Origin of the sequence: Parvimonas micra (assembly GCF_037482165.1) — a bacterium.
Classification (GTDB): Bacteria; Bacillota; Clostridia; order Tissierellales; family Peptoniphilaceae; genus Parvimonas.
Genome location: NZ_CP148048.1, coordinates 1,361,815 through 1,381,834 on the forward strand (window position 1 = coordinate 1,361,815; position 20,020 = coordinate 1,381,834).

Annotated in this window: 18 protein-coding genes; 7 read left to right on the forward strand and 11 right to left on the reverse strand. The window is 27.1% G+C overall.

The window, feature by feature from the left end; genetic code table 11:
- Positions 1–12: 12 nt before the first annotated feature.
- From WFJ11_RS06640 to WFJ11_RS06650, 3 genes are all read right to left on the reverse strand, one after another.
- On the reverse strand, positions 13–408 hold the full coding sequence (locus WFJ11_RS06640; protein ID WP_338817262.1) for a hypothetical protein: 396 nt from the start codon (positions 406–408) through the stop codon (positions 13–15).
- 5 nt (positions 409–413) lie between these two features.
- Complete coding sequence (locus WFJ11_RS06645) at positions 414–896, reverse strand: GNAT family N-acetyltransferase (RefSeq protein ID WP_009354972.1); 483 nt, start codon at positions 894–896, stop codon at positions 414–416.
- 196 nt (positions 897–1,092) lie between these two features.
- Entirely contained in the window at positions 1,093–4,629 is a 3,537-nt protein-coding gene (locus WFJ11_RS06650) for a hypothetical protein (protein ID WP_338817263.1), read from the reverse strand.
- Between the two features lie 235 nt (positions 4,630–4,864).
- Between WFJ11_RS06650 and WFJ11_RS06655 the strand changes: the two genes are divergently transcribed.
- Together WFJ11_RS06655 and WFJ11_RS06660 are read left to right on the forward strand one after the other, a co-directional pair.
- Positions 4,865–5,512 carry a TetR/AcrR family transcriptional regulator gene (locus WFJ11_RS06655; protein ID WP_338817264.1) on the forward strand — a complete coding sequence of 216 codons (648 nt, stop codon included), beginning with the start codon at positions 4,865–4,867 and terminating at the stop codon, positions 5,510–5,512.
- A gap of 9 nt (positions 5,513–5,521) precedes the next feature.
- Entirely contained in the window at positions 5,522–6,529 is a 1,008-nt protein-coding gene (locus tag WFJ11_RS06660) for an alpha/beta hydrolase (RefSeq protein WP_338817265.1), read from the forward strand.
- A 277-nt stretch (positions 6,530–6,806) separates the two neighbouring features.
- On the opposite strand, the gene WFJ11_RS06665 is transcribed toward WFJ11_RS06660, so the two are convergent.
- Positions 6,807–7,196 (reverse strand): nuclear transport factor 2 family protein, encoded by a 390-nt coding sequence (locus WFJ11_RS06665; RefSeq protein WP_009354622.1) that lies wholly within the window; start codon positions 7,194–7,196, stop codon positions 6,807–6,809.
- Positions 7,197–7,333: 137 nt separating this feature from the next.
- On the opposite strand from WFJ11_RS06665, the gene WFJ11_RS06670 reads away from it, so the two are divergent.
- Complete coding sequence (locus WFJ11_RS06670; protein ID WP_009354538.1) at positions 7,334–7,678, forward strand: winged helix-turn-helix transcriptional regulator; 345 nt, start codon at positions 7,334–7,336, stop codon at positions 7,676–7,678.
- A gap of 94 nt (positions 7,679–7,772) precedes the next feature.
- On the forward strand, positions 7,773–7,913 hold the full coding sequence (locus WFJ11_RS06675) for a hypothetical protein (protein WP_338817266.1): 141 nt from the start codon (positions 7,773–7,775) through the stop codon (positions 7,911–7,913).
- Positions 7,914–7,997: 84 nt separating this feature from the next.
- Here the strand turns inward: WFJ11_RS06675 and WFJ11_RS06680 are convergent, their stop codons facing one another.
- Both WFJ11_RS06680 and WFJ11_RS06685 read right to left on the reverse strand, forming a co-directional pair.
- Positions 7,998–8,711 carry a carbon-nitrogen hydrolase family protein gene (locus tag WFJ11_RS06680; RefSeq protein ID WP_338817267.1) on the reverse strand — a complete coding sequence of 238 codons (714 nt, stop codon included), beginning with the start codon at positions 8,709–8,711 and terminating at the stop codon, positions 7,998–8,000.
- Positions 8,712–8,721: 10 nt separating this feature from the next.
- On the reverse strand, positions 8,722–9,207 hold the full coding sequence (locus tag WFJ11_RS06685; protein WP_338817268.1) for a GNAT family N-acetyltransferase: 486 nt from the start codon (positions 9,205–9,207) through the stop codon (positions 8,722–8,724).
- A 176-nt stretch (positions 9,208–9,383) separates the two neighbouring features.
- Between WFJ11_RS06685 and WFJ11_RS06690 the strand changes: the two genes are divergently transcribed.
- Positions 9,384–11,363 (forward strand): S9 family peptidase, encoded by a 1,980-nt coding sequence (locus WFJ11_RS06690; RefSeq protein WP_338817269.1) that lies wholly within the window; start codon positions 9,384–9,386, stop codon positions 11,361–11,363.
- Positions 11,364–11,427: 64 nt separating this feature from the next.
- Here the strand turns inward: WFJ11_RS06690 and WFJ11_RS06695 are convergent, their stop codons facing one another.
- Positions 11,428–12,078, reverse strand: a complete 651-nt coding sequence (locus WFJ11_RS06695) for an HAD family hydrolase (protein ID WP_313961204.1) — start codon at positions 12,076–12,078, stop codon at positions 11,428–11,430.
- Positions 12,079–12,193: 115 nt separating this feature from the next.
- Positions 12,194–12,751 carry a TetR/AcrR family transcriptional regulator gene (locus tag WFJ11_RS06700; RefSeq protein WP_293440296.1) on the reverse strand — a complete coding sequence of 186 codons (558 nt, stop codon included), beginning with the start codon at positions 12,749–12,751 and terminating at the stop codon, positions 12,194–12,196.
- A gap of 159 nt (positions 12,752–12,910) precedes the next feature.
- On the opposite strand from WFJ11_RS06700, the gene WFJ11_RS06705 reads away from it, so the two are divergent.
- A complete protein-coding gene (locus WFJ11_RS06705) occupies positions 12,911–14,794 on the forward strand; it encodes a cation-translocating P-type ATPase (RefSeq protein ID WP_338817271.1) in 1,884 nt (627 codons plus the stop codon).
- 102 nt (positions 14,795–14,896) lie between these two features.
- Positions 14,897–16,273, forward strand: a complete 1,377-nt coding sequence (locus WFJ11_RS06710) for an MATE family efflux transporter (protein ID WP_338817273.1) — start codon at positions 14,897–14,899, stop codon at positions 16,271–16,273.
- Between the two features lie 249 nt (positions 16,274–16,522).
- Here the strand turns inward: WFJ11_RS06710 and WFJ11_RS06715 are convergent, their stop codons facing one another.
- From WFJ11_RS06715 to WFJ11_RS06725, 3 genes are all read right to left on the reverse strand, one after another.
- Positions 16,523–17,854 carry a sensor histidine kinase gene (locus WFJ11_RS06715; protein ID WP_293440312.1) on the reverse strand — a complete coding sequence of 444 codons (1,332 nt, stop codon included), beginning with the start codon at positions 17,852–17,854 and terminating at the stop codon, positions 16,523–16,525.
- Entirely contained in the window at positions 17,851–18,507 is a 657-nt protein-coding gene (locus WFJ11_RS06720) for a response regulator transcription factor (protein ID WP_338817274.1), read from the reverse strand. Before WFJ11_RS06720 ends, WFJ11_RS06715 begins: the two co-directional genes overlap by 4 nt.
- A 133-nt stretch (positions 18,508–18,640) precedes the next feature.
- Positions 18,641–20,020, reverse strand: a complete 1,380-nt coding sequence (locus WFJ11_RS06725; RefSeq protein ID WP_293440316.1) for an ABC transporter permease — start codon at positions 20,018–20,020, stop codon at positions 18,641–18,643.

Sequence of the window (20,020 nt, forward strand, 5' to 3'; positions counted from 1 at the left end):
TTATTATAATTTTTATTTTCTATACAAATAATTTTCTGCTTTAGATTTAATATATTTATTTCTAAAAGTAATAGATATAGCTAGTGGTAAAATTATAAGAGGTAGACAAAAAGCAACTCCCGCAATAGCTAAAGTTTTATATTGACCTCTCCCGTGTAAATCCTTCTTCATTCCGTTCAAAGAATCTGCAAAATAATTTAAAATTGATCCATTATTTACCATTGATAACAAAACAAACTCTACTATAACTAATGCTATAAATATAAGAGCTGTCCATCTTGCAGCAACATTGCATATCTCTATTCTTTTTTCTATACTTATATCTTCTGCATTTTGAATATTCTTAAACCATTTTTTTGCTCTTTCTTCCTTTGTCATATCTATTTCTCCTATAAATTTAAATTTCATCTATCTTAAAGTTTTAGTATTGCAATAACTTCATCTCCATCCATATCTCCATTTTCTACAAAACCAAATGAATGATACAACTCTTTAGCAATTTTATTTTCAGGTTCATAAGATAGCCAACAATACTCCGCTTTACCACAAGGAAATGATTTAATAAAATCTAAAGCAAGTTTCATAGCTTCTTTTCCAAAGCCTTTTTGTTGATAAGTCTCATCAATCATCAAACGCCACAGATTATAGTTTTCCTTTGCTATATTCGGAACATTTTCCCAAGTTTCATCCACATCATATCCAATCATCAGAAAACCAACAGGTCTATCGCCATCATAGATTCCAAACGGAAAAACAACACCATTTGATGTAATAGTTAAATATGCTTCAATAATACTTACGTCATTAGATGCTACAAAATTTTTTTGCGATTTAGACACTTTTAATTTAAGTATCTCCCATATATTTTTCCTATTTATTTTTTCTAAATGAAGCATATTACCTCCAAATTTTTTTAATTTATTTTACTTTTATTATAACACAAGATTATTTATTTATATATCTATAATAGTTATTATACTATATTTTCAATTATAAATAAATGCGTTGTAAATTTAATTTTGACAAAGAAAAACCCCAAATCTTTTGTTCTGATTTGGGGATTTACATTATAAGCTAATTACATTTTGTTATCTATTTTTTCTTTTTTGAATAAAGAAAACCTACTAAACTTGTTACTGCTAACAATATACTTGAATTTGAAATATTAGTTTTTGGAATACCTTTGTTACTTTTTGTATTTTTTTGTTTTGTTTGTTTAACTTCACTCTTATCTTTTTTATCGTCTTCCTTCTTATTTAAAACATGAATTTGTGTTTTGGCATAACCATTTTTAAATTTAAACTCAAGATTATGATTTCCTTCTGCTAAAGAATTTTTAAATTCATTAGCAAACTCTACGATTGTACTACCTGATTTTAAAGTGTACATTGATGGGTCAACAAGCTTGCCATCTAAATATACATTTTCAAAATTTTTAACATCTTCATCCAATCTAAAGTATAATTTATGGCCATCATTTTTCGTTACAGTTTGATTTTTACCATATAAAAATTCAATTACCTTAGGATTGTTGTTATTTTGTTTATCTGATGAATTATTATTCTTTCCTTTTTCGAGCTTAGCTTTTAAAGAATTAACTTTTTCTTCAAGTTCTTTTATTTTTTTGTTAAGATCATCAATTTCATTTTGTTTTTTACTTCCGGATTGCTTTGCCTTTTCTAATTTTTGCTTGGTTTCTTCAAGCTCTTTTTTAGTTTTTTCTAAATCTTGGCTAGTTTTTTCAAATTCCTGTTCAATTTTTTCAAGCTCTTTTATCTTTTTGCTAAGCTGATCAATTTCATTTTGCTTTTTACTTCCAGATTGTTTTGCACTTTCTAACTCTTGCTTAGCTTTTTCTAATTCTTGCTTGATTTTTTCAAGTTCTTTTTTAGTTTTTTCTGAATCTTGTTTGGCTTTTTCAAATTCTTTTTTAGTTTTTTCAAGCTCTTTTTTAGTTTTTTCAAACTCATTTTTTGTTTTTTCTGAATCTTCCTTAGCTTTTTTAAATTCCTGTTCAATTTTTTCAAGTTCTTTTATCTTTTTGTTAAGCTCATCAATTTCATTTTGTTTTTTACTTCCGGATTGTTTTGCACTTTCTAACTCTTGTTTGATTTTTTCAAGTTCGTTTTTAGTTTTTTCTGATTTTTGCTTAGCTTTTTCAAATTCCTGTTCAATTTTTTCAAGCTCTTTTATCTTTTTGCTAAGCTCATCAATTTTATTTTCTTTTTTACTTCCAGATTGTTTTGCATTTTCTAACTCTTGCTTAGCTTTTTCAAGTTCTTGTTTAATTTTTTCAAGTTCTTTTCTAGTTTTTTCTGAATCTTGTTTTGATTTTTCAAGCTCTTGTTTGATTTTTTCAAGTTCTTTTTTTGTGTTTTCTAAAATTCTTTCAAGTTCTTTTTTTTCTCTTTCTCCAACTATTGATGGAGCATTTTCTGTACTTAATTTATCTAATAAGTCTTTATTCGGAGCAGTATATCCATTCCAATTTGGTGTTTCATTTTGAAGTTTAGAGTCTTCAATCGAATTTGTAGATTTTTTACCATCTATTGCATATCCTTTTGTTTTTTTGTCAATAGTTATTGAGTCAAGTACAGCTTTTCCACCTTCATTCTTACTCATATAACTATTTCCACCATGCAAATATGCATTATCAACAGTAATTGTTCCATTACCTGAAACTCCATTTCCACCTTTGCCTGAAAATCTACCATTTCCTCCAACAGCAATTAAAGTTCCTTTTCCTGCTACTGTTCCCTCTAATTTTAAAGCATCTCCTCCATTACTTGTAAGAGCATAGCGACCGCCTGCAAAAAGTCCAAGTTTTGCATCTTTTTCAATAGTTAATGTTTTACCTTTTGCAATCTCCATTGCTCCTTGTCCTTTATATTGTTCACCTGTAGGAGCTTCATCTCCACGTATAAATACATTACCTTTTATAGTTGCATTACCTTGAACACTCACAACTGGAGTTTGTATATGTTTTGCATTTTTTCCATCAGTTAAATAATTGGCATTTGAATAAATAACAGAGTTTTGTAATGTTGCACCATCTTTTAAAATAATTTGACCATTTATAGAAGATCCACTTGCAAAACTCTTATGATAGTCATCATAATTTACTTCAAGAGTTCCACCATTTTCAACTGTTATTTTTCCATATAATGATGAATCCGAAAGATTAAGTTTACCACCGTCTTTTACTACAATATTTACAGAACTTAAAATTTTCATATTTATAAGATAAAGTTCACCCGTAACAATTAAAGTTTGAGTGGTAGCTTTATTTTCTTCAATTGGATAGCCTAGTTCAGAATATTTTCCACTCTCTCTTGAGCCAAACCAAAGTTTTAAATTTTTTGGAACAGTTACTTCTTCTTTATCTTTTCCAAACTTTTTGATTACCCAAGGTTTCATATCCCATTCTTTTTTTGTAGTAGGGTTTTTTAAAGTTTTAAATTCTTTGTCTACCAATCTTTCTTCAAGTGTAACTTCATTAGAATCAAATACTTCAAAATCTAATTCATTTGATTTTAGCTTTCCATCTTTTGATTGTACAAAAACCTTATAATTTCCTTTTTTAGAAGGAATTCCAGATAATTTGATACTATTGTCCATTTTTGAATATTTTGCTATCATACCGGAATCATCAGAAATAATTTTTGCTTCTAATTCTAAATCATGTTTTAATTCTTTTGCATCTTTAAAGTCTGAATCTGCTGGTGTTTCTTTTTCAGTATAAGCAATTTGTAATTTTACATTACTGTTTTTATTTGAATTTACTCCACCACCAGTAGCAGATGAAATAGCATCATATTTTTGTTGCCCAATAATTGCCGCTTCAAATGAGCCTACAATTCTTAAATGATATTTTTTAGAATAATTATTATCTTTTTTAACAAAAGAATTTCCATTTCTTTCAAATGAAACAGAAGATTCATCATTGAAAACAAATTTAACTATATGTCCGTCTGGCACTTTTTGTCCAAGATACAAAACTTTATTTTCTTCATCTATAAAGTAATTATTTCCAAAAACAGCTGATTTGCTACTTGTCTTCCAATATTCAACATTATTCACAAAAATCTGCTTAATTTGTGTAATCTTATCTTTTAACTCAAGAGAATATTTATTTTCAAAGTTTGATTCATTAATTGCTTTTAATGAAAATTCATTATTTTCTTTATTATCAGGAGTTTCATTTGGTGTAGAAGGTTTTTTATTGTTATTTTCTTCTATTTTTATAAAATTATCTCCATCTTTTTTAAATGAAATAGTACTTTTATCTTTAAACTCAATTTTTATAACTTCTTTATCCTTTGGATTAAGACCAAGGTATAAACAGTTATCTGATAAATCAACAAAAAATGTCTTTCCAAATACTGCAGTTTTATAATCTTTTTTTACATATTCATTATTTTCTACAAAAATTTTTGTTATTTCCTTTAATTTATCTTTAGGCGTAATTTCATATTTATCACTACTTCCAAATCTACCTTTGATAAATTTTAAAGAAATATCATCTTTTTGTTCTTGTGTTGTCGTTTTTGCATTTAAAACTTGCATTTGACTAATTGGAATTAAGCACATTGAAAGGCTTAAAACAATTGCCGTAAATTTTTTCTTCATATAAACCTCCAAATTTTTAATATAGATTGATTTGCAATATCGTTTAAATTATATTATATAATTATATTTGAAGTCAAGATATTTTTATAATTTTTTTAATAAACCTTTTGAAGGGATTTAATTATACACATTTTTAAAATTTTTAATTTAGTTTAATTAGCATTGACTAATTAGTCAAATGATGATATAATTTTATTGAACGAAATTGACTATTGAGTCAACAAAGGAGGCGTTTATGGTTACTAAAAATTTTGAAAAAATTTCAGAAGATAAAAAACAAATGATAATAAATAAAGGGATAAAAATTTTCTCAGAGTTTTCATTTGTGGAGGCAAAAACTGATTTAATAGTTAAGGAAGCTGGTATTTCTAAGGGTTTATTATTTTACTATTTTGATAATAAAAAGAATTTTTATCTATATCTACTTAATTATGCAGTAGATTTATTGACACAGAATTTAGAATGTAAGACATATTATGATTTTTTCGATAACATTTTTAGTATTATGGATAAAAAATGTAATTTAATAAAAAAATATCCTAATGAAACTAAATTTTTAAATATGGCTTCTAAGGAAACAAGCAAAGAAGTTGACAAAGAAATTAAGGATATTTTTAGTGAATATCACAAAAAATCAAATGAAAAATTAAAAAAACAAATTTCTAATTCTATTAAAATATTTAACTTAAGAAAAGATATTGATCATGAATTAGTTGTGGATGCTTTATCTTTATATATTGATGCGATTGTTATAAAACATCTCAATCTATATCAAGATAATCCAATGGATTTATTCGACAATTATGATGAATTTAAAAATAGTATTAGTAAATATCTAGGTTTAATGCTTAATGGATTTCTTAATACAGATTGTTTAAGATAGGAGGATAAAATGTTTTATAAAAATCCTTATGAATACTTATCTGGAAAACTTGAAAATAAAAAGCTAATTAATGCTGGTTTTTCAGAAAAAACTTATGACACAGGTACTGTTAAACTTAACTATGTAATTGGTCCAAAAAACGGACCAAGTTTGTTGCTAATTCCTGCTCAAATAGGAATGTGGGAGAGTTATAAAAAAGTACTAATACCTTTATCTAAAATTTTTCAAGTTTATTCAATAGATATAAGAGGACATGGAAAATCTACTTGGACACCTGGTTATTATTCTTGGGAAATTGTAGGTGAAGACTTAAAAATGTTTATCAAAAATGTAATAAAAGAAAAAGTACTTATAAGCGGAAATTCATCTGGGGGTATTCTTGCCCTATGGTGTGCAGTTAATATTCCTGAATATGTTTCTGGAATTGTTCTCGAGGATGCCCCAATTTTTTCTACGGAGATGCCAAGATTTAAAGAACAAGATAAATTTGTTTACAATGGATTAAAACATCTTGTTGACAAAATTGGAAATATTGAAGACAGAGATTTGGCGGATTATTTTAGAGATATAGAAACACCCGCATCTGATAAGAGAATTAAAAAAATTCCAAACTGGTTTGCTAATTGTTTATCAAAAAAGATAAAAAAATTTCAAAATAAATACCCTGATAAACCCATTACAGTAGGATTCCCAGATAGTTTACGACTACTTATTAAATCATTGTCTATGTTTGATCCCGATTTTGCTAGAGCTTTTGTTGATGGAAGATTTTATGATGGGATTAACCACGAAGAAGCCTTTAAAAAAACAAAATGTCCAATAATGCTTATTCACGCTGACTGGAAAAGATATGAAAATTTTGGACTTGTAGGAGCTTTTGATGAAGATGATGCTAAACATGCAATTTCTTTAGCTCCACAAATTATATATAAAAAAGTTTCTGCTAATCATGTAATTCACGCTTTTAAACCTAAAAAATTTATTGAATTATTAACTGAATTTAAAGAAAGTATATAAATTTATTAATCTATTTAGAATAAAAAGAGCTGATAGCTAAGATTTAAAATCTATAATCAGTTCTTTTTCTAAAATTCAGTATAAATTTTTATTGTGAAACAACAAGGTTCTCGGTACCCACCCGATGCAAAGCATCGTGAAAGGCTGGGGTTCTTATTGCGAAACAACAAAAGAGAAGACTTATATATTTTGATATAAAATCTTCTCTTTTTAAAAATTTGACATTCATTATTTTATTTTACATACCTCTTACATTTTGTTATAAAAATAAATTCACCTATTTCCAAAATTTATCTTCTTCCTCTTGTTGTTCTGCAAAAGTCCATACTTCTTGTATTTTTCCATTCTCTATTCTAAATAAATCAATACCAGGGTCATTTAGTTTTTCATCTTCTTTTTCAGCTAAAGAAACAACACTTGCAACAACAAAACAATCATTACTTGCAGCCCAATTTGTAATTACTCTAAATGTCCCATTGCTTCTTTTGGTAAATTCTCCTAAACGTTCTCCCAATGCCTCTTTTCCTTTAACAATTCCTGAAAGTGGACCTTCTCCTCCCATATGCCATACAATATTATCAGACATTGTTTCAAAAACCGATTTAAAATCTCCCTTCAATAATGCTTCTGTATAAGCATTGTATACTTTCATAATTTCACTTTTCATAGCCAATCTCCTTTCTTTTTGAGGATTGAATTTCCTCTTACTATTATTATACTTTTTAAGTCTTGACTTTAAAAGTACGAACATTTATAATACATAGTATCTGATTCGATACTATAACACATGTTAAGGAGGTTTTTATGTCAACTATTTATGATAAATGCCCTTATGTTACTACTCAGAAGGTTTTACAAGGAAAATGGGCAATTGTAGTTTTATATCATTTAAGTACAGGTACTAAAAGATTTAATGAACTTGAAAGATTAATTCCTGAAGTTACTCGAACTGTTTTAACAAGGCAATTGCGTCAATTAGAACAAGATAAATTAATCAAAAGAAAAGTTTTTGCTGAAGTACCTCCTCATGTTGAATACTCTTTAAGTACATTAGGTACTAAATTTCAGAAAGTTTTGAACGAAATAGAAATTTTTGGACTAGATTATATTTCTGAACTTAACAAAATTAATAATCTAAAAAATAAATAAACTTATATATACTTAATTTTGTCGTTGATTTATTTACATGAGATTTATAATATAAATCAAGTTCTCATGTTTTCTTATAATACTGTTTTTTATTATGGATAAAAAATGCAATTTCATTATCTCCACAAAATCTCCACAAATTATATGTAAAAAAGTTTCTACTAATCATCTAATTCACGCTTTTAAACCTAAAAAATCTACTGAATTATTAACAGAATTTAAAGAAAATATCTAACTATTTTAAAAGAAAAAAGAGCTGATAGCTAAGATTTAAAATCTCTAGTCAGCTCTTTATCTAAATTTCATAATATTTTTTGCTTTATATTTCTACAAATAAAATATCTTCTTTATCCAACTCTAAACTCTTTTCAATTTTTCCATTTTTAAAATAATATGCCCCACCAACGCTTATTGGCTCTTCTTTTGTGATTGAATTTACCAAAAGGACATTATCTGATACCAATTTAGATTGCTTTGCATAATCGGATTGTTCAGTATTTTCCCATTCCTCTTTTGTGAAATTACAATACACAGGCCAAAGTAAAATTCCATTTGTTTTAAATTTTTCAGGACAAATCCACATATCGCCACATAGTGCAATTTTAAATTCTCTATTCTTATAGATAAAAGATGCTGAAATCTTTCCTTCACAATAATGTTCATCGGTAATTGAATATTCTTTCCAATTTTTAGTAATTCTTCTATAGTTGTGAATTATTTTTCCTTTTTCAATTACTACAAAAGAAGAAAAAATTTGCTCTCTTTCTCTTTCGATATATCCGATACCAAGATCAATATTATATTTTTCACTAAGATTTTTTAGTTTATCCATTATAAAAGAATCTTTTGTAATTGCAATATTTTTATCTATTTCATAATTCCAAGAAAGCGAGTCAAATCCTTGTAAAAAAGTTTCTCCAAAACAAAGCAAATCAGCTTTTCCATTATCAGAGATAATCGCCTTTTCTATTTTTTTAATATTATATTCAATTTCTCCATTGTTAAATTCGTAAGAAACCAATCCTATTTTCATAATATCTCCATTAAAATATTTTTGACATCATATACTCATCTACATATTTTCCATTTACATACATTGTCTTTTTCTTAGTGCCTTCAATAGAAAATCCCATTTTTTCATATAATTTTATTGCCGACACATTTTCACATTCAACAGTAAGTTCTAATCTTATAATTTTGTTTTTAACCGCCCAATCATCAAGCATTTGAAAAAGTTTTGTTCCAATTTTTCTATTTTGGTAATCTTTTTGTATTCCAATTACAATATAAGCAATATGTCTAATTCTCCTAAAAGCTCCTCTTTCCGCTGATAAAAAGCCTACTATTTTATCATCCTCTATTGCTCCTAAAAATAAATTATTTTCATCTTTTAAATTTTTTACAAGTTTTTCCTCATTCCAAACTCTTTCGTCAGGTTCAAACATCATAAAATTTGTTTCGCTGTCAATAATTTTTAGACAATTATAAAACTCTCTAACATCTGTATCTATCAATCTTCTAATTTCCATAATAATCTCCATTTTTAATTTCATTTAATATATTTATTTTATCATATAATTATAATTTATCAAAAATTATTTTTTTGTAATTTTTTTCTTTTTGTAGTATAATCAAACTGCAAGGATTATACATTAAAATTTTTTAATTAATGTTAATCATTGTGAATTTAGCTTAAGGAGGCAATATGAAAAGTATAAAAATTGATGAATTTAAAAACTTTAAATTTTTAGGAAATTTACATTTAAGTAAAGATGAAAAAAATCTATTTTATTCCGTTTCTAATATGAATTTAGAAAAAAATTCTTATGAACACAGAATATATAAAATGGACTTGGAAACTAAAAAGTCCTTCGTTTTTACTAATGGTGCTAAGGAAAGTTCTTTTATTGAACTTTTAGACGGTTCTATTCTTTTTGCAAGTGATAGAGAAGACAAAAAAGAAGACTCAGATATAACTAAATTTTATAGAATATGCCCTTTAGGTGGCGAAGCTGTTTTAGACTTTACTATTCCTGCTTTGGTAAATAGAATAAAACAAATAAATGACGATGAATTTTTAGTTTTGGCTAATTTTAATAGAACAAAAGAATTAGAAAAAATTGAAAAAGAAGAAGAAAAGGAAGATAGTAAAGAAAAAACTTATGACGATTCTAAGGATTATCTTGTTGCAACTGAAATTCCTTTCTGGGGAAATAATATTGGCTTTACAAATGAAGACAGAAGTAGGCTTTATCTTTTTAATAAAAATACTTCTGAATTAATTCCTTTAAGTGATGATATCACTGATATTTATGGTTTAGAAATAAATGAAAATAAAACTAAAGCTGTATTTATAGCAACATCTTATACAGGAAAAATGCCTCTTGTAAATGAAGTTAAAATTTTAGATATTAGTTCTAAAGCAGTAGATATTTTAGCAAAAGACTATTCTTTCGAATATGCTAACTTTATAGATAATGAAAATATTGTAGTTAAAGCTTCAGATATGCAAGAATATGGTTTAAATGAAAATTCAAATATTTATATTATAAATATTAACAATAAGTCATTTGAAAAGATTGTAAATGATAATTTTGATATGTGTATGCATAATTCTGTTGGTACTGATATGAGATTAACTGGCGGAAAAAGTACTTTAGTAAAAGACGGATTTATGTACTTCATAAATACTGAGGTAAATAGTTCATATATTTATAGAATTGACAAAAATGGAAATCTCGAAAGATTAAACGAAAAATCAGGTTCTATAGATTGTATTGACGTTTCTAAAGATGGCAAAATTTATGCCATTGCATTAAAAGACTCTAATTTACAAGATGTTTATGAAATTTCTAGAGAAGAAGAAAATAGAATTTCTTTCCATAATGATACTACTGAATATTCTCTTTCAGAAATTGAAGAAATTACTTTTACTAATGACGGAATTGGTTTTATCGGATATGTTATGAAACCTGTTGACTATGATCCAGAGAAAAAATATCCAGGTGTACTTCATGTTCATGGTGGTCCTAAAACAGTTTTTGGAAAAGTATTCCATCACGAAATGCAATTTTTAGCAAATAATGGCTACTTTGTATTTTTTACAAATCCTAGAGGTTCAGATGGTAGAGGTAAAGAATTTGCTGATATTCGTGGAAAATATGGAGAAATTGACTTTGATGACCTAATGAAATTTACTGATTCTGTAATTAAAAATTACCCTGCACTTGATGAAGAAAGACTTGCAATCATGGGTGGAAGCTATGGTGGTTTTATGACAAATTGGGCTATCGGACATACAAATAGATTTAAAGCTGCTTGTTCACAACGTTCAATTTCAAATATGACTTCTGAATTTTTACTTACAGATATTGGATATTATTTCATAGATGACCAAATCTCTGCAACTCCTTGGAATAATTATGAAAAATTATGGTATCATTCCCCACTTAAATATGCAAATAAGGCACAAACACCAACTCTTTTCATTCATTCAGATGAAGATTATAGATGTTGGATACCAGAAGGAATTCAAATGTTCTCTGCACTAAAATATCATAATATACCTGCGAGACTTGTAATGTTTAAAGGTGAAAATCATGAACTATCAAGAAGTGGTAAACCAATGCATAGAATAAGAAGATTAAAAGAAATATTAGAATGGTTTGATAATTATTTAAAATAATTTAGAAACTTTAAAGAGCTATGTTAAATTTTTCAACATAGCTCTTTTTTCATCATAATTTTATTTAAAGTCCAATTTTTTTCAAATTTTCAACGGAAATTGTATCCATTTTATAGTCAAAGTCTGTTGTTCTTTCAAAAAATTCTCCATTAGTCAAAGGTTCATAAACCAAAACTGTTTTTATTCCCCTTTTCTTTGCCGTTTTTAATGGAGCTTCGGTATCATCAAAAAATATTATGTCGTCAACATCTGCATTGTGTTTTTTTACTGCCCAATCATAATATCTTTCATCATCTTTTAAATATCCACAATCATCGCAGGTTTGGATATAGTTAAAATACTTCATAAGTCCTGTTCTTTCTAAACAATTTTTACAAAGTCCTATATTTGTAGCCGTATTCAAAGAAATCTTATAGCCTTTTTCTTTTAAGTAATCTAAGGCATTCATTACATTTTCTTTTGCTCCGTAAATTTCATCATATCCTTCTTTTACATATTTTAAATTTCTGGCATAAATTTCATCCGGAGTTAAATCAAGATTGAAATAATTTTTAATTGCTATTCCTCTTGCATAAAGTTTTTTTCCTTTAAACAACTCTTTTAGTTCATCAGTTTCTTCTAAATTCATCTCTTTAAGAAAATATTTACAACTTCCGAACCAACCCCCAATAGAATCAATTAAAGTTCCGTCCATATCAAACATTACACACTTCATAACTTCCTCCTGATATTAAATATATAATTATGATAAAACAAATATTGATTTATCACAATACGCAAAGCTCTATTCATTTTATCATATTTTAGCTAATTCCTCAAATCATTATATACTAAATTATAGGATCTACTACTCTAAAAAAGTAATCTGCAATTTCTTCTGGACTATCTTCCATTTGATCTTTAATCCACCATTTTACTGTTTCCACAAATGAACAACAAATATGATTTTTCAAGAATTTCTTAAACTTCTTATCTTCAATATTATCGATAAAAATATATTCATCTATTACCTTAAATAGATAAGTTTTAAAATATTCTAAAAACAATTCATTACTTTCACAACTTAAAACCTTTATAAACTCTTCCTTATTTTCCTTTAAATGATAAAGTATATGTGTAATTAAAATTTTAGGATTTTTGTTTGAATTTTCAAAAATTTTTGAACATTCTCTACTTAAATCATTAGAAAATATATGTTCAAACAACTCACGACAAATTTCTTTTAATAAATCATCTTTTGTTTCAAAATGAGAATAAAAAGTACTCCTACCTATATCTGCCAAATCAATAATTTCTTGAACTGTTATTTTATTATAATTTTTCTTGGATAAAAGCTCAGTAAAAGCCATAAAAATTGCTTTTCTAGTTTTAATTTGCTGTCTATTCATAAAATCCTCCATACATTTTTAAAAAAATGTTCAAAGTATTACTATTTTAATTAATTGCTTATTGATATATAATATCTATAGTGATACAATTAAATCAAACAAAGTGTTCGTTATTAAATTAATTGTAGCATTATAAACAGAAAAAATCAAGGAGGACTTATGATAAATAAAATTTCAAAATTATTCAGTGGTTTACACTTTACTATCATTTCAATAGTATTTTTTATACTAAATGTTGTCTTAAATCTTTTAAAGATAGAAACTGCATTTAAACCGGTATGGATAAGTATTGTTATATCTGCTTTCCCTTTTTTAGTTGGGGCTATTAAAAATATAGTAAAATTTAAAATAAAAAATTCACTTTTAATCACAATTGCAGTAATCGCATCCGTATTTGTTGGAGAATATTTTGCAGCAGCTGAAATCGCAATTCTTATGGCAATCGGAGAACTTTTAGAAGACTATACAGTTGACAGAGCCAAAAAAGGTCTTAATGATTTAATTTCTTCCGCTCCAAAAAAAGCAAAGAAACTCATTAAAACTAATGATTCTTATACTGTTAAAGAAGTTCCGATTGAAGAAATTGAAAATGGAGATATAATCAGAGTTATGCCTGGGGAAATAATTTCAGTTGATGGAATTATAAAAGAGGGTTTTTCTTCTATTGACCAATCAATTCTAACAGGAGAAAGTTTACCTGTAGATAAAACTGTTGGAGACGAAGTTTTCTGTGGTTCTATGAACTGTTTTGGAAGTATTGACATCATAGCAAAAGATGTTGAAAATTCTTCCTTACAAAAATTTATCGACTTGGTTGAAAGAGCAGAAAAAGAACAAACTCCTATGCAAACAGTAATTGACAGACTTGCAGTTAAACTCGTTCCGACTGCACTTTTAATTGCAATTGCAACTTTTGCAATAATGATGTTATCTAATTTTGATTTATACACTTCAATAAATAGAGCAGTTACGGTTTTAGTTGTATTTTGTCCTTGTGCCCTATTCTTATCAACTCCAACTGCTGTTATGGCTTCAATCGGTCAAGCAAGTAAACATGGTGTTATAATAAAAACATTTAATGCCCTTGAAAAACTAGCAAAAGTTAATAAAATAGCTTTTGACAAAACTGGAACCTTAACTTATGGGAAGTTAAATGTAAATGATATAGAAAATTTTTCAGAGTTTTCCGATGAAACAATAATGTCCTTAATTTCAAGTTTAGAATCAAAAAGCGAACATCCTATTGCAAAATCAGTAACAGAATATCTAGATGAAAAAAATATAAAAAAAGAAAATGTTGAAAATTTTAAAATGAAAATTGCAAGAGGAATCGAAGGAGAGATTTTAGGAAATAAATATTTCTGCGGAAATGAAAAATACTTTAGAGAAAATAATATAAATGTCAAAGACAATATAAAAGAAAAAATTGAAAAATACTCAAATGAAGCTAAAAATATAATTCTTTTTGGAGATGAAAAAGAAGTTTTATCAATCGTAACTCTATCAGACACTCTAAGAGAAAATGCTAAAGAAATGGTAGAAAATTTAAAAAGCTTTGAAATTGAGCCACTACTTCTAACTGGAGACAATCTTTTAACTGCAAAATACTTTTCAGACAAAGTTGGAATAACAGAAGTAAAGGCCGAACTTTCTCCCGAAGAAAAGTTTGAACATATAAAAAATCTAAAAGAAAATAATGTCGTTTGTATGATTGGAGACGGAATCAACGACGCTCCCGCTCTTAAACTTGCAGATGTTTCGGTTGCAATGGGAAAAACAGGAAGCGACATTTCAATCGAAAGTGCTAATATTGTACTAATGGGACATGATGTTTCAAAAATAGTTTATCTAAAAAAACTCGCCAATGCAACAGTTAAGACGATAAAATTCAACATAATAATATCACTTTTAATTAACTTTGTAGCCGTAATCTTATCTGTACTTGGAGTTTTAAATCCATTAGTTGGTGCAATAGTACACAATCTAGGTTCAATACTCGTAATTTTAAATGCGTCATTACTATACGATAGAAAATTTAATTAGAAACCTTTAAGAGAAGCAATTTTGCTTCTCTTTTATCATTGCAAAAAGACTAAAAATATGTTATTATTTTAGAATGATTTTAGACTTTTTACGGAGGATATAATGGTTAAAAGCAATGAAATAGATATGATAAATGGAAAGACCTTGAAAAAAATGATATTTTTTTCAATTCCAATTATTTTTACAAGTGTTTTTCAATTACTTTTTAATACAATAGATATAATTGTTGTTGGACGTTTTTCTGGAAGTGCTGCACTTGCAGGAGTTGGAGCAACTTCATCATTAATAAATTTACTCGTAAGTTTATTAATTGGAATTTCTATGGGAATAAGTGTAACGATGGGAAAATATTGTGGTGCAAGAGATTATAAAAATGCATCCGATACTGTTCATAATGCAATCGGACTTGCAATTGTTTCTGGAACAATTTTACTTTTTGTAGGGCTTATCGCTTCAAGACCTATGTTACATCTAATGGGAACACCTGATGAAATTATTGATTTATCAGCAATTTATATGAGAATAATCTTTTTAGGAAGTCCCGCAGCTGCCATTTATAATTTCGGAGCGGCACTTTTAAGATCCATTGGAGATACAAAAAGACCTCTTTTCTTTTTAATAGTTTCAGGTATTTTAAATGTTTTTTTAAATTTATTTTTTGTTATAGTACTAAATATGAGCGTTGATGGAGTAGCAATAGCAACAATAATTTCTCAATATGTTTCAGCTATTATGATGATATTATTTTTAACAAAAAATGTAGGTTATATGCATCTAGATTTGAGAAAAATAAAATTGCAAAAAGATAAAGTTATTAGTATTTTAAGAATAGGACTTCCAGCTGGACTTCAAGGCATTGTATTTAGCATATCAAATGTGTTAATTCAATCTTCTATAAATACATTTGGAAAGCTCGTTATCGCAGGAAATACAGCAGCAATAAATATTGAAGGCTTCGTATATATGTCAATGAATTCAATTTATCAGTCAACACTTAGTTTTACAAGTCAAAATATGGGAGCAAAAAAATATCATAGAATAGATAAGATTTTATTGCAAGGTCTTGGAATTGTTGCAGTAGTTGGTCTTGTACTAGGTGTTGGTGCATATTCTTTAGGAAATATTCTACTTGGAATATTTACAGATGACCCAGAAGTAATTATGTATGGACTTAACAGAATGAAAATTGTTTCAGCAACATACCTACTATGTGGACTAATGGACGTAACAGTTGGTTCCTTAAGAGGAATGGGATACTCCATTTTACCAATGATTGTGTCTTTAACGGGCGCTTGCCTATTCAGAGTAATTTGGATATTTACTATATTTCAAATTTATAGAACTCAAGAATCACTTTACATTTCTTATCCGATTTCATGGATATTGACAACTGCAGCACATATATGTTGCTACTTAGTGATAAGAAAAAAATTATTAAAACAAAATAATGAAAACAAAAAAGGAGCTCTCGCTCCTTAAGAGTACAGATATTATCTGTACTTTTTTTGTATAAAATTTGAACTTCATAATATTTTTAAATAAAAATAATTTTGCTGTTTTAATAGTGTATGTATCTACGATACATTTACTTTTGCTAAAGCAAAAGTATGAGATCTTTCGACTCCGTTTCACTACGCTCAAGATGACGTATAAAGAAGAACCCTTGTTTAATAGCTAGACGTGAAAAGTATATAAACTTATAATGATATACATATAAAATCAAAAATCTTATTTATCCATATTCCCGGATAATTCTATTAAAAATACAATTCCTATTTCATTTTTTTCTACTTTGTATTTTATTCCGTAGTTTAATAAGATGTTTTTTACAATGTATAATCCTAAACCATTGCTGTTTTCTTTGTTTAGGTTGAAATTTATTTCAAATATTTTATTTACATCTAAATCTTTATTGTCTTTGTAGGAATTTTCAACATAAAGCCAGTCATCTTTAGTTCCGATGTTTATTACCCCATCTTCGTCGGAGTATTTAACTGCATTGTTTATCAAATTGGATAGAACAATTTTAAGTGCAGTCATTCCTATATAGATTTTTTCGTTTTTCAAATTATTATTGACTTTGATATTTCTATTATTTGCAAGTAGTATATATTGTTTTAGAACATCTTCTAATACGTCATTAACAACTATTATTTCTTCATCATCTTTTAAATGTTCAAAGGAAGAAACTGATAGCATTTGCGAAATACTTCTTGTTAAATGGTCAACTATATCTATACAATTATCAATGTATAAATCTCTATTTTTATATTTTCCAATATTGTATTTCATATTTTCTAAAATTATTTTTAAGCTAGCTAGAGGTGTTTTTAATTCATGGGATGTTCCTCTAAAAAAATCATATTTTAGTTTTTCCAATTTTACTATTTCTTCATTTTTAAGTTCTAAATCATCTATCAATTTTAAAAGAGTATTATACAAATCATTAATCTGTTCTTTTAATTCCCCAACTTCGTTTGTAGAATTAATATTCAAATATGCCGTTCTGTCTAGTCGCATCATCTTTTTTGTCACATTTTTTATTTCATTTATGTTATTGGTTATCGCCTTTGCATATATAAGTGAAATTATTATTGAAAATATAAAAGAAATAAATAAAGAATATGGTAAAAATTTAAAGCTAAGTTCTTTTGCATCTTTTTTCATATCAGCAGTAGAAATAAATTGAATGGATATTTTTTTACCATCTTTTAATTCTATTTCTCTTTCTTCAATGATTAAAGAATTGTTGCCACTCTTTAAATCAACATTGATGTCATCACCAATTTGTAATTCATTGTCCTCACCTTGTCCCTTTATTACAGCTTTTATATCACTACTTTTTGAGTAAAAGTCCAAAGATTGTTCAACAAACTTCATATCTTTTCCTTTAATATTCTCGGAAATTTCGTCAGCTTTTGCATAGAGCTCTTGCTTTCTAGTTTCCAAATAAGTTCTAGGAAAAATAAAAAATACCAGCAAATGTATTAAAACTATTACAGTCCCAAGAATTCCAAATGTCTGTAGAAACATTTTTGGAAATATTTTTAAATTCTTCATTTTCTCTCCAATTTATAACCTACGTTCCTAATTGTTACAATACAATCTAAACCTAGTTTTTTTCTCAATTCTTTTATATATACATCTATAACTCTATCAAAAGGAATTTCATCAGTTTCTTTCCACACATTATCTATTATTTGCGCCCTAGTCAAAGCATGTCCTTCATTTTCCAATAAATATTTTAATATTTCAAGTTCCTTTGCATTTATGTCTATATCTTCTCCGTTAAATTTTGCGGTATAACTTGCAAAATTAACCTCTGCACCTTTATATTCAAATTTTTCTTGTCCACCATAATGTCTTTTAATTAAGGAATCAATTCTAACTTTTAAAACCGGTAATGAAAAAGGCTTTTCCATATACCCATCTGCTAAACTTGAAAAAGCATTTATCTTATATTCTTCATCATTAAATGCCGTCAACATCAGAACAGGTAATTTACTTTTTTTTCTGATTTCTTTTAAAACTTCCAATCCGTTTAGAAAAGGAATTTGAATATCTAAGATTACTAAATTAATTTCATTGTTATTAAAATATTTTAAGGCTTCCTGTCCATCTTTTGCTTGAATGATGTCATAACCGAATTCAGATAAATATTCAGAAATTCCTTCTCTGATTATTTGATCATCTTCGACAACAAGTATTCTCATAAGCCCTCCTTTTTATATAAAAATATCCTTATACTATTTTACCATAAAAAGCAAAAATTATCGATGTATATACATCGATAATTTCTGTTTCTTGTACAATAATATTGTAAAATTCCTCCCATAGGATAATAAGCTATTTTGTATCTATTAATAATTCTTTTGGTTTCTTTCTTAAGATATTTGAAGAAGAGATTACCAAAGCTATCGCAAGTACTATTGTCATGAACAATACTACATAAAGAAGTGCTCTTGGATTAATTACTACATCTAAACTTGATAATGTTTTATTAAATCCGTCAACTTCTGCACCACCACCTAATTTTGTAGTTGATGATTGTTTTGCAATTTGTTTTGCAATACCTCCTGTAACTTTCTTTAATATACTATTTCCTAAAATTTTTCCTGTATATCCAGCTAAGAAATATGACCCTATGAATGCTGGTATTGCAACGAAAAGTAATTCTACTGCAAATTGTCCAAATATCTTTGTTTTAGAAATTCCTATTGATAACAATACTGCAATTTCTTTCTTTCTAGCATTCATCCACAAGAATAATAATAATGTAACTACTATACCCGCAAATACTAGAGAACCAATGAATAATTGATTTGCAATTGAATATATTCCTGAAATAGATTTTTGTAATGCAGGGAAGTTTGAAGAACTCTTAATTAGATTATAAGATTTCCAGTTAATATCTAACTTTTTAAGATCTTTTATTACTTGATCTAAATTTCTATTCCCTTTTATAAAGAATGTTGCATCTTGGTATGTCGCTGTATCTTCTGTATTTCCATATACTTTAGCTGCTGTATGAACATCTGTAATTAAAGTATTTTCATAAAGTTCTTGTGAGTAAGTTACTCTACCTTTTCCATGTCCATCAAAAAGACCTTTAATTTCTACTTCTACAGTTTCATTAGCTTTCTTTTCATTATCTGCATCATATAAATTGGATTTTAATTTAATTTTATCTCCAACTTTTAAATTATTCTTTGCAGCTAAATCTTTATGCATTAAAATTTTATTTTTATCTTCACTAGTTAAATGTTCACCTTCAACTAATTTATACGCTCCTGAAACAAATTTTGTCTCTTTTTCAGAACTATTTACACCTGTTAACATAACTGCTCTTTTAAAATTCTTAGCTCTTTCAGCAGATTCGTTTTGAGCAGCTCCCGGTGCTTCAACTATATCTAAATTGTCATCAAGGTTAGCAACACTATTGATTCTCTTAACAAAATTATCCACATGTCCTGAATCAACAATTTTCTTTATGTCTTGACCTCTTACATTACCACCACCTCTGGCAGTCCCTTGATTTACTCTTCTATTTATTTCCATTGTAAAACTATTTGTAATATTTTTAAAAGTTTCTTCTGATGCCTTATTTGTAGCATCTTTTATAGATAAACTTATCAAGCTAAGTGCTGACATTGATAAGATAATTAGTAATATAATTAATGATTTTAAACTCTTTCTTGTTACATACGCAAAAGCATTTTTAAACAT

Coding starts and splice junctions, on each gene's coding strand:
- WFJ11_RS06665 (WP_009354622.1), bottom strand. CDS start 7,196: ATGAAAAGTGAAATTATGAAAGTATACAATGCTTATACAGAAGCATTA.
- WFJ11_RS06685 (WP_338817268.1), bottom strand. CDS start 9,207: ATGGAAATTAGAAGATTGATAGATACAGATGTTAGAGAGTTTTATAAT.
- WFJ11_RS06680 (WP_338817267.1), bottom strand. CDS start 8,711: ATGAAAATAGGATTGGTTTCTTACGAATTTAACAATGGAGAAATTGAA.
- WFJ11_RS06675 (WP_338817266.1), top strand. CDS start 7,773: ATGGATAAAAAATGCAATTTCATTATCTCCACAAAATCTCCACAAATT.
- WFJ11_RS06660 (WP_338817265.1), top strand. CDS start 5,522: ATGTTTTATAAAAATCCTTATGAATACTTATCTGGAAAACTTGAAAAT.
- WFJ11_RS06690 (WP_338817269.1), top strand. CDS start 9,384: ATGAAAAGTATAAAAATTGATGAATTTAAAAACTTTAAATTTTTAGGA.
- WFJ11_RS06695 (WP_313961204.1), bottom strand. CDS start 12,078: ATGAAGTGTGTAATGTTTGATATGGACGGAACTTTAATTGATTCTATT.
- WFJ11_RS06720 (WP_338817274.1), bottom strand. CDS start 18,507: ATGAGAATACTTGTTGTCGAAGATGATCAAATAATCAGAGAAGGAATT.
- WFJ11_RS06700 (WP_293440296.1), bottom strand. CDS start 12,751: ATGAATAGACAGCAAATTAAAACTAGAAAAGCAATTTTTATGGCTTTT.
- WFJ11_RS06655 (WP_338817264.1), top strand. CDS start 4,865: ATGGTTACTAAAAATTTTGAAAAAATTTCAGAAGATAAAAAACAAATG.
- WFJ11_RS06710 (WP_338817273.1), top strand. CDS start 14,897: ATGGTTAAAAGCAATGAAATAGATATGATAAATGGAAAGACCTTGAAA.
- WFJ11_RS06640 (WP_338817262.1), bottom strand. CDS start 408: ATGAAATTTAAATTTATAGGAGAAATAGATATGACAAAGGAAGAAAGA.
- WFJ11_RS06645 (WP_009354972.1), bottom strand. CDS start 896: ATGCTTCATTTAGAAAAAATAAATAGGAAAAATATATGGGAGATACTT.
- WFJ11_RS06705 (WP_338817271.1), top strand. CDS start 12,911: ATGATAAATAAAATTTCAAAATTATTCAGTGGTTTACACTTTACTATC.
- WFJ11_RS06715 (WP_293440312.1), bottom strand. CDS start 17,854: ATGAAGAATTTAAAAATATTTCCAAAAATGTTTCTACAGACATTTGGA.
- WFJ11_RS06670 (WP_009354538.1), top strand. CDS start 7,334: ATGTCAACTATTTATGATAAATGCCCTTATGTTACTACTCAGAAGGTT.
- WFJ11_RS06650 (WP_338817263.1), bottom strand. CDS start 4,629: ATGAAGAAAAAATTTACGGCAATTGTTTTAAGCCTTTCAATGTGCTTA.
- WFJ11_RS06725 (WP_293440316.1), bottom strand. CDS start 20,020: ATGTTTAAAAATGCTTTTGCGTATGTAACAAGAAAGAGTTTAAAATCA.